The 8,879-nt window shown below is 57.9% G+C and carries 11 protein-coding genes and 2 pseudogenes; 2 read left to right on the forward strand and 11 right to left on the reverse strand.

The window, feature by feature from the left end:
* The 9 genes and pseudogenes from E0F99_RS26940 to E0F99_RS26980 all read right to left on the reverse strand — a co-directional run.
* Positions 1 to 333: pyridoxal-phosphate dependent enzyme (locus tag E0F99_RS26940; protein ID WP_130909031.1), on the reverse strand; the 333-nt coding region annotated here is incomplete at its 3' end.
* Between the two features lie 142 nt (positions 334 to 475).
* A complete protein-coding gene (gene dapA, locus E0F99_RS26945) occupies positions 476 to 1,339 on the reverse strand; it encodes a 4-hydroxy-tetrahydrodipicolinate synthase (protein WP_083358577.1) in 864 nt (287 codons plus the stop codon).
* A 284-nt stretch (positions 1,340 to 1,623) separates the two neighbouring features.
* Entirely contained in the window at positions 1,624 to 2,601 is a 978-nt protein-coding gene (locus E0F99_RS26950; protein WP_083358576.1) for an alpha/beta hydrolase, read from the reverse strand.
* A 176-nt stretch (positions 2,602 to 2,777) separates the two neighbouring features.
* Positions 2,778 to 3,137 (reverse strand): annotated as a pseudogene (locus E0F99_RS26955) (VOC family protein).
* 150 nt (positions 3,138 to 3,287) lie between these two features.
* Positions 3,288 to 3,908, reverse strand: a complete 621-nt coding sequence (locus E0F99_RS26960; RefSeq protein ID WP_083358575.1) for a LysE family translocator — start codon at positions 3,906 to 3,908, stop codon at positions 3,288 to 3,290.
* Between the two features lie 132 nt (positions 3,909 to 4,040).
* On the reverse strand, positions 4,041 to 4,466 hold the full coding sequence (locus E0F99_RS30710; RefSeq protein ID WP_083358574.1) for a hypothetical protein: 426 nt from the start codon (positions 4,464 to 4,466) through the stop codon (positions 4,041 to 4,043).
* A gap of 154 nt (positions 4,467 to 4,620) precedes the next feature.
* The gene (locus E0F99_RS26970) at positions 4,621 to 5,100 is read right to left on the reverse strand and encodes a septation protein IspZ (protein ID WP_083358573.1); all 480 of its coding nucleotides are present in this window, start codon (positions 5,098 to 5,100) and stop codon (positions 4,621 to 4,623) included.
* A gap of 52 nt (positions 5,101 to 5,152) precedes the next feature.
* Positions 5,153 to 5,554, reverse strand: coding sequence for a hypothetical protein (locus tag E0F99_RS26975; protein WP_083358572.1), 402 nt, complete (start codon positions 5,552 to 5,554; stop codon positions 5,153 to 5,155).
* 105 nt (positions 5,555 to 5,659) lie between these two features.
* Positions 5,660 to 5,989, reverse strand: a complete 330-nt coding sequence (locus E0F99_RS26980; protein WP_083358571.1) for a hypothetical protein — start codon at positions 5,987 to 5,989, stop codon at positions 5,660 to 5,662.
* A gap of 234 nt (positions 5,990 to 6,223) precedes the next feature.
* Between E0F99_RS26980 and E0F99_RS26985 the strand changes: the two genes are divergently transcribed.
* Positions 6,224 to 6,634: an ASCH domain-containing protein gene (locus tag E0F99_RS26985; RefSeq protein ID WP_083358570.1), complete on the forward strand. Its 411-nt coding sequence runs from the start codon at positions 6,224 to 6,226 to the stop codon at positions 6,632 to 6,634.
* Between the two features lie 377 nt (positions 6,635 to 7,011).
* Complete coding sequence (locus tag E0F99_RS26990; RefSeq protein WP_083358569.1) at positions 7,012 to 7,347, forward strand: helix-turn-helix domain-containing protein; 336 nt, start codon at positions 7,012 to 7,014, stop codon at positions 7,345 to 7,347.
* Here the strand turns inward: E0F99_RS26990 and E0F99_RS30715 are convergent.
* Positions 7,341 to 7,499: pseudogene (locus E0F99_RS30715) on the reverse strand (methyl-accepting chemotaxis protein); the annotation flags it as partial. The gene E0F99_RS26990 and the pseudogene E0F99_RS30715 sit on opposite strands and share 7 nt — an antisense overlap.
* Before the next feature lie 402 nt (positions 7,500 to 7,901).
* A partial coding sequence (locus tag E0F99_RS27005) for a TonB-dependent siderophore receptor (RefSeq protein ID WP_130909032.1) occupies positions 7,902 to 8,879 on the reverse strand: 978 nt, incomplete at its 5' end.

Below are 8,879 nucleotides of genomic sequence, written 5' to 3' on the forward strand. Positions count from 1 at the left end.
GCCCATGGCCTTCAAGTGCAGCACTTTCTCGGTGGACATTTTGTCGGGCACTACCAGCACCACCCGATAGCCTTTGGCCCGGCCGACCAGCGCCAGACCCAGGCCGGTGTTGCCGGCGGTGGCTTCGATGATGGTGCCGCCGGGGCGCAGGCGGCCGTCGCGTTCGGCGGCGTCGATCATTGCCAGGCCGATGCGGTCTTTGATTGAGCCGCCGGGGTTTTGGGATTCAAGCTTGAGAAACAGCGTGCACAGGCCGGTATCAAAACGACTGACCTTGACCAGCGGCGTATTGCCGATCAGTTCGAGCACGGCGGGGCGGGAAAGGGTGGGCATGTCGTCACCTGGTACGCAAGAGGATTGGGTGCGGGACAGCAAAAATGCACAGCATGGCTTGGAACATAGGCCGGGATCGCGCCGGTCGCAACCGGGCGGTCCTGTGGATGTCTTTTTTTGGCGCATGAACGGGTTTTGATGATTAAGCGCCGCTGATTGAGACCTGCTGCAACCGCTCTATTACGGCCGTGCTGGCGGTTTGCATCGGGGCGCGCAACGCACTGCCGATCAACCCTTGCAGGGCCAGCGCGGCCTTCACCGGCGCCGGGTTAGGCTCCATAAACAGGGTGTTGATCAACGGCACTAACTTGAAAAAAGTCGCCCTGGCTTCGGTGAGCCGGTTATCCCGCACTTGCTGGCACAGCGCCACAAAGTCCTCGGTGCGCACCTGTGCTGAGGCCGCAATCGCACCGCTGGCGCCCAGGCACAGCGCGTTGAAAATCTGCAGGTCCTCGCCGCACAACACGTCCACCTCGCCACTGGCGATCAGTGCCAAGGTAGTCGCCACGTTGCCGCCGCAGTCCTTGATCGCGACGATCTGCGGATGCTTGATGATGTTCAGCAGCGTAGCCTGTTCGAAGGTCACGCCGGTTCGGTAGGGGATGTCATACAGGATGATCGGCACGCTGGACGCATCCGCCACCGTGCGGAAAAACGCTTCAAGGCCGGCCTGGGACGGGCGGATGTAACTTGGCGCCGGCACCAACAAACCGGCCGCCGGGCGCTGGAGGATTTCGCCCTGGAACTGCAGCAGTTCGATTTGGTTGTTGCCCGCCAGGCCCATCACCACGCGGTGCGCGGGCACCAGCTGCAACACCGCATCGAGCACGGCCAGTTGTTCCTGACGGCTCAACGACGCGGCTTCGCCGGTGGTGGTGCACACCATGATTCCGGCCACGTGCTTTTCCAACAGGTGGCTGACCAGCCGGCGCAGGCCGATAAAGTCGATGGCGCCGTCATGAAACGGGGTGACGATGGGAACCCAGATACCTTGAAACGATGACATGCACTTTCTCCTGATGGTTGACCGTTTGAGTCACCGTCAGAAGGGCAGAGGCAATTGTGCAAAGGGAGGGAGGTCCGTCGCGCTCAATGTCCTGTCAGCTCATCTGACGGGACAGCGCGCCCCGGTCACATGAGCGACTGTTTCTTCGATTTGAGGGCGTGCGCCACGCAACCTTGCGCCTTGGCAATCAAGCCAATGGTGCAAAGGTTAACGAAAGACGATGCTGACATGTGTGGGCACACCCTGAATAAGGCCTTCATCTTCAGCGGATGTGACGGAATGTGTCAACCCCGCCGCAACTGCTCGTGCACAAAATTTGCCACCTCGGCGGCCAGTTCGGTATCTTCCGGCGCGCCCATGAAACCGCCATGGGGCATGGCCTCGAACACATGCAGCTGCGCAGGCACGCGCGCCTGGCGCAAGGCGCGGTGCAGGCGCACGGTGTTGGACAGAAACAGATCGCGGGTGCCGCTTTGCAGAAAGGTCGGCGGGAAGCCCTGCGTAAAATCGCCGAACAGCGGCGACAGGTATGGGTGGGACAAGTCCGCGCCGTTGGCATACAGCAGATTCACACTCATCAGCGGGTTGGGCAGCACTACGTCGACAGTGCGATTGACCTGGAAACTGTCGCCCGATTCGGTGAGGTCGACTTCCGGCGACAGCAGCACCAGTGCCGCCGGCAGTGGCAAACCTTCGTCTCGAGCGCGCAATACCATGGCCGCCGCAAGGTTGCCGCCCGCCGAACGGCCACCGATCACGATCTGTTCCGGCGCGTGATGCTTGAGCACATGGCGGTAGGTGGCCAGGCAGTCATCCAGCGCTGCGGGGTAAGGATGATCGGGTGGCATGCGGTAATCCACGCCGTAGCAGATCACGTCGTGCAGGTCGGCTTGTTTGCCGGCAGCGATGCGGCAATTTTCCCCGCCGCCGAACACCAGTGCACCGCCGTGCAGATCGATGTAGGCGAAGGGTGTGTCAGTTGCCGGTGTGGCCACATGCACGCTGGCGTTTTCGACGCTGATGGTGTGCAGGCTGGCGCGTAAAGATCCCGCCTGCCCGGCATTGGTGTTGGCGTAATTGTGCGCAACGGCGGCTTGCAGACGGCGCCAGGCGTCGTGGTCATTGGGCGCGGGCATGGCGTGCAGCGCGTTGAGGGGCACGCCGTCAGTGCCGACCAGGCGTTGCAGTGTGGCCTGGGCTTGGGCACTGATCGACAGCGGAACCGCGAGTGTGCGGGGTTCAAGTTTAACGCCGTGGTTCATAGGCTTGCTGCTCGCGTTCGATGACGGGGCGGTCAGGATGCCAGAGTACGTGCTTGCGCGGGAGCGGGTGTTCACCTGAAGGCTGTGCCAGTCCTTTGTGGCGAGCGGGCTCGCCACAGAAACCCGCTTGGTACAGGCGCCAGGCAGACCAGTTCCACCGTTGAGTTTGGATGCTTTCAGCGCCCGGCCACGGCGGCCTCGATCGCGTCAACCGCGCGCTTGGCGATCACCGGGTCGGGGTGCGTGACCGCGTCGGTCAGCACGCGCGCAGAGATCTGCCACGACAAACCCCACTTGTCCTTGCACCAGCGGCACGCGCTGGCCTGGCCACCGTTGTCGATAATGGCGTTCCAATAACGGTCGGTCTCGGCCTGGTCATCTGTTGCAATCTGGAAAGAAAACGCCTCGGTGTGCGGGAACATCTAGCCACCGTTGAGGCCCAGGCAGGGAAGGCCCAGAACGGTGAACGCGACGGTCAACACGTCCGCCGCCTTATTGATCACCGACCAGACGTGCGCGATTTTTCCGTCGACGATTTCATAAAATACGCCAGTGATTAAAAGATAGGCTGCCGGCTCGGCGTGTGATCAATAACAGCGTCAGCCCAACGCGACACTGATTTCGTCGGTCCACATTCTACCCGGCGCTGGCGCTGCAGAATCAATACGCTCGATGTCGGCCAGGCCTCACGCTCTGCGCGCCATCAACAACACCGTCGCCGCCGCCGACAGCAACCCCGCGCAGCACCGATTGAAAATCCGTTTGCCTCTCGGCTCCGCGAACCAGCGGCGCATGTGCAGGCCCATATAGGCGTAGGCGCTGATCGCGATCCACTCCAGCATCAGGAACATCACACCCAGCAGCGCAAATTGCAGTGCGATCGGCTGGCCCGGCACTACGAATTGTGGGAGGAACGCGGTGAAGATCAGGATGGCTTTCGGGTTGCCTGCCGCCACCAGAAACTCCTGACGTGCCAACGCCCACAATCCCACCTTGGACGTTGCTGATTCAGCCTCGGGTTGCGGATTCGCCCGCCACAATTGAAACGCCAGATAAAACAGATATGCCGCGCCTAGAATCTTGATCGCATAAAACAGCAGCTCCGAGGTTTGCAGCACCACCGCCAGGCCAGCGGAGGCGAGGGCGATCATGCCGGCGAAGGCCAGCAGCCGGCCGAGACCGGCGAGGCAGGAGGTACGGTAGCCGTAGCGGGTGGAGTTGCTGACCGACAGCAGGTTGTTGGGGCCGGGCGCCATGTTCAGGGCGAAGCAGGCGGGGAGGAAGAGGGCGAACGTGGCGAGGTCCATGTGAACTCCGGTATCGACGGGGGCATAGGTGGTCACGAGGATAAGAGATGGGCAGGCGCTAAAACAATTGATGCGTTCAAGTTCGCAGGGCCAGTATCGATTAAAAGCCGCTGGCCCCACGTGATTGTTAGCTCAACGCTTCAGGGTTTCACATTCGTTACGCAGGTTGCTGTCGCGAATGTTGCCGCAGCTTTGGCCATTGATTTTGGCATTGCAATAAGCGCGTTGATCGCTGTCGCTGATGTTGCCGCAACTTTGGCCACTCATTTCTGCAAGGCACGTGGCTCGAAGGTCGCTGCCGCGAATGTTGCCGCAGCTTTGGCCATTGAGTTTGGCATTGCAATAAGCACGTTGATCGCTGTCGCTGATGTTGCCGCAACTTTGGCCGCTCATTTCTGCAAGGCACGTGGCCCGAAGGTCGCTGTCGTGGATGTTGCCGCAACTTTGGCCACTGGTTTTGGCGTTGCAGTAAGCGCGCTGATCGTCGTCACTGATGTTGCCGCACCCGGCATATGCGTAGGCACTGAACATTAATAACATCCCAATGATGACTCTCATTTTTCTCTCCATGGCGTGCCAGGAAATAGCCTGACGCTAAACGATCCCATTCATCTTGCTGCGGTGCGATACAGTCAAATTGACATCATTTTTGCGCGAAGTTCCATGGCAGGGAGCGCATTCGCAACCCCCGAACCTGCAGAGGCAAGCGCGATCATGCCGACGTGTTCTCTATGGGCGCAGTGCTCACTTCTAAGGTGATCGGCGTCGCCTGGGTCCAACCGATAGTGAACACACCCACGGCAAACAGCAGAGGGCCACCGTAGAGTTTGTAGACTAACCAAACATTCCCCGCAGCAAAAAAGGCAATCAGAGCGTCAACGGTTGCCATCGTGGTGATCAACAGTGTGAGTAGAAGAACGTAGGTTCGCCATTCAGCCAGCGAACGCTTCAATCGCCCGCCGAACACTGCTCGCAGTAAATTGATACGCCATCCTGCCTCCAGGATTACGAGCAGCAGCGCGTACACTCCGAGCGCGACTGAAGGCCCGTACAGCAAGAAGTTTTTGCTGCCGATCATCCGATTGCCGAACGTCAGCCCGAGCACGATGACGCATAAAAAGCTGTACATGAAATGCAAAACGTAAGCGCGCCATAGCAGGCTGAACGCCAGGGAAAATCGCCGTTTTATCATGACTGTCTACATCCTTGTTGTTAGCGTTGCGGTTGAGTATTGAGTCAGTGAGTTATTCTGGGTGAAGGGTGTTGTTTTTAATCAGGGCCGCGGAGTGGGCTTCGATTGAACTGCACTTAATGAAGTTTTTGCTTAGGAAGTCGACAACCTGCGCTTTCTCTGTAAAAGCGGAAACTTCGGTGGCGTGGCGTTGGATTTCTTTGTTCAGACTCTCTGCCAGCGCTTCATACGAGGCGCTGAGCTGGTGTGACAGGGCGTAATGCGTGTTGAATCTGGATTCATACGCTTTCTTCGCTTCTGGCTTGACCACCATTAGTGCGGCCGTATAAAACCCAGCGCAACGTATGTTCGCCATGGCAAGCGGTTCAAGGTTCAAATCTTTTTGATCCGCTGACACGGTATGAGTCATGGCTGAAAGAGAAATTAAAAGTATCTTCAGGGGCTTGCATTGCATGTCTTCAGATCCGGTATAACGACTAAGAGGCCCTCGGTGGGGCCAACACCGCTTTCGTGAATGGGCAGACTGCTTCTGGCCGGGAATTGCCACTCACCGCCAGCATCAACTAGAGGAAATTTTTCGATAGGCCAGTCTACGTGCCCTGTGGCGGTGAGACTGTGGCAATGTTTTATTCTCGGCGCAATGAACCAGTAGAGCGGCCAGCTCAGGGTCCGTAGGAAAACCATCCTCCAGCCATTTAAGCGCCAGCCCCGCCCAATAGGTGGAATCGGACGTCAGCGCTGTGATCACCAGCGGCTGCAGTGCGATCCCGGTAGGCAGCGTGTATTTTTCGCTGAGGGCGCTTACCGCCTCTGGCAAATCAAGTGCTGCTGTTGCGAAAGGCTTTTCAAGCAGCGGTAATAACCAGACATAGCTGAAGGGGTCTTTCATCTTCTTCCCGCGATGGCTAATGACTGACTTTCGCTTCATTGCTAAGGTCGGTTTGGCTGGGTGCACAACCGATAAGCATCAAACCGACGGCCAGCGGAAAGCGTAAGCGCGACCTTTATAGCCTTTGAGGGTGAGTGACCGCAACCCAACTATGAAGGTGGCGAGACGGGCAACTGACCTTGCCGACACTGTGATGATTGTATAGCCAACAACATGGTTTAAATGGATTGAGTTGTGAACATAATTGATGACTTAAAAGTCAGGTATCCCGGAGCCATTGCATGGTCATTTGGGGATACGCCAGAACTGGCAGATGAACTGGCTGAGCGTGTTGCTAACGGAATAAAGACAGCAACCTGCTGTTCACTCGCCTCGTTAAAACATGAAGGCGACTCACCGGCTATTGGCGGTTACAGCATCATCCTCAACAGCAAGGGTGAGCCGGTATGTGTAGTTAGAGTTATTTTGCTGCGTGTCATTCGTTACTGCGACGTAGATCAAATTTTTGCCAGAAAGGAAGGCGAAGGGGATCTCAGCCTCAGGTACTGGAGGCAGGGGCATAAAGACTTTTTCCAAAGAGAGGGCTCGTTTGACGAGGCTATGGAGCTGGTGTCAGAGGAATTTGAATTGGTGGAAGTACTGTAAAGGCACGTTTCCTTGGCGAACTGTCTTTAGCTTATAGGTGATGCATTCTTATCAACGCAAACCAGTTGCCTTCCCCCGGCGCAGTCGCCACGGGTCTACCGTATCTGCACACGCTGATCGTCAACAGTGGCTTAAGTCGACTCAAACGCACACGTGAAGGGCAGGGCGAGGGGGCGTACGACGCGGGGCCTTTTGTTTTTGTGTCGTCGGTCATGCTGCAAACTCGCTTTTTTGCTCAGGTGTTTTTGTTCAGGTCATAACGGAACATAAGCCGACTATCTATCGCTTTTCGCCCCACCCAGCCAACTCAAATGAATGTCCTTCTTATCAGGGTATAAGCGTATGGTGGGTTAAACCCCTCAGATTAGGCATTCAACATGGACGGCAATTTAGGCGTGCGCTTAAAGGAAGAGCGCAAACGGCTCTTACTCTCCCAACACGACTTCGGTGTCATCGGTGGTGTGGCCGAGAATGCCCAAGGCCACTATGAGCGCGGTGAACGGCTGCCAAAATCCGATTACCTGATGGCTATCCGCAAGCGCGGGGTTGATGTGCTGTATGTGCTTAGCGGGGAGCGTTCGCTCATGAGTGCCGATGACCTCAACGAGCAAGAGACAGAGGTCCTCAACCAGTACCGTACGCTGCAGGAACAGGATCGAGGCGCGATTGCTCAGATCACTTCATCATTGTCTCGAGACCCATCAGCTCACTGATGAAACCTGCGCCCCAGCGCATCCAACCGCACCGCAGTCGGCGGCAAGCGCTCACTGCTGCGCGCCAAGGTTTCCACATTGTTAGCCGCACGCTGCGCAATGTTCTGCACCGACTGTAACCGCCCGACAATCTCCAGGTTCGCCGTGGGCTGCGCTGGCTGTGGATGGCGAGGTAGAGCAGGGCGACGGTTTCCGTCACCACGTAGACGGCGTGGACGAACACCATGGCCCAGCGGCCGATCACGGCCTGGAGCAAGGTGTTGTGTCAGAACGCCAGGCCCAACGAGAACATAAACATCAGCCACACCAAGGTCAGCATGATGCGGTCAGCCTTGTGATAGTGCTTGAAAAAAAGCGTGCGGGTCGGCATTCACGCTTATTCCATGGGGTCGAGCCGGGAACAGCTAGGCATGCGGCGTGCCACGTGGGCAGCCTGTGGAGTGACGCTCGTGTTCAATGTTTTTCAGGTTCAGGGATGCCATCGCGCTATCGGTATCCCTGAGCGGGACGTTAAGCGCGTCTATCCGAATGGACAGACGCGGCGGCAAGGTTGATCAGAAGCTGTACTTGGCTGTCAGCATCATGTTGCGTGGGTTGCCGTAGGCGTCGCCGCCATAGCTGACGGAGTTGGCAATGGTCGAGTAGTAGCGACGGTCGAAGATATTGTTGGCGTTGAGCTGCAGGTCCAGGTGCTGGCTGATCTGGTAGCCAGCCATCAGGTCGGTGATGGCGTAGCTGCCCTGTTGTAGCCGGTAGTTGCTGCCATCCGCCACTTTGAGGTCGTTGTACATGCGACTCTGCCAGGAGACGTTGCCGCCGACACGGAGCTTTTCCAGCGGGCCTTGGAAGTTGTAGCGGGTGGTGAGCTTGAACAGATGTTCCGGCGTGTCAGTGTCGAACGGCTTGTTGACCCGCTGCGGTTCAGCCTCATTCTTGAGGGTGTGGGTACGCGCGTAGGTATAACCGCCGCCGACCTGCCAGTGCTCGGTTAATGCGCCTTGCAGTTCGACGTCGATGCCCTGACTGCGAATCTCGCCTGAGGCATCATTGCACGATGCCTGTGGGCAGTTGGGTACGACCACCGCAACGGCGCGGTTTTCCTGATCAACGCGAAACAGCGCCACGCTCGCATTCAGCGCGCCGCCAAGGTATTCGCCCTTGATACCGACCTCATAGTTTTTACCGACGATGGGCTTGAGCGGTGCGCCGGTGGCGTCCTTCGCACTCTGCGGCGTAAAGATGTCACTGTAGCTAACGTACGCCGAGTGATGGTCGTCCAGTTCGTAGATCAGGCCAGCGTAGCGCGTGAGGTTACGGGTGACATGAAAGTCGCCGTCGCCATCCCGGTTGTCGTAGTCGTACCAGTCCAGGCGCCCGCCGAGGATGAGTTTCAACGGGTCGGCCAGGCTCAGGCGAGTGGTGACATAGACGCCTTCCTGGGTGGTGACTTCGCGTTGTTCGTTAGTGTGGACGCAATCCGGTTTGCCCGCACTGCGCGGCCAGTTCATGTCGAACGGGCTGTCGTTGTGGGT

Source organism: Pseudomonas antarctica, assembly GCF_900624995.1.
Taxonomy (GTDB): domain Bacteria; phylum Pseudomonadota; class Gammaproteobacteria; order Pseudomonadales; family Pseudomonadaceae; genus Aquipseudomonas; species Aquipseudomonas antarctica.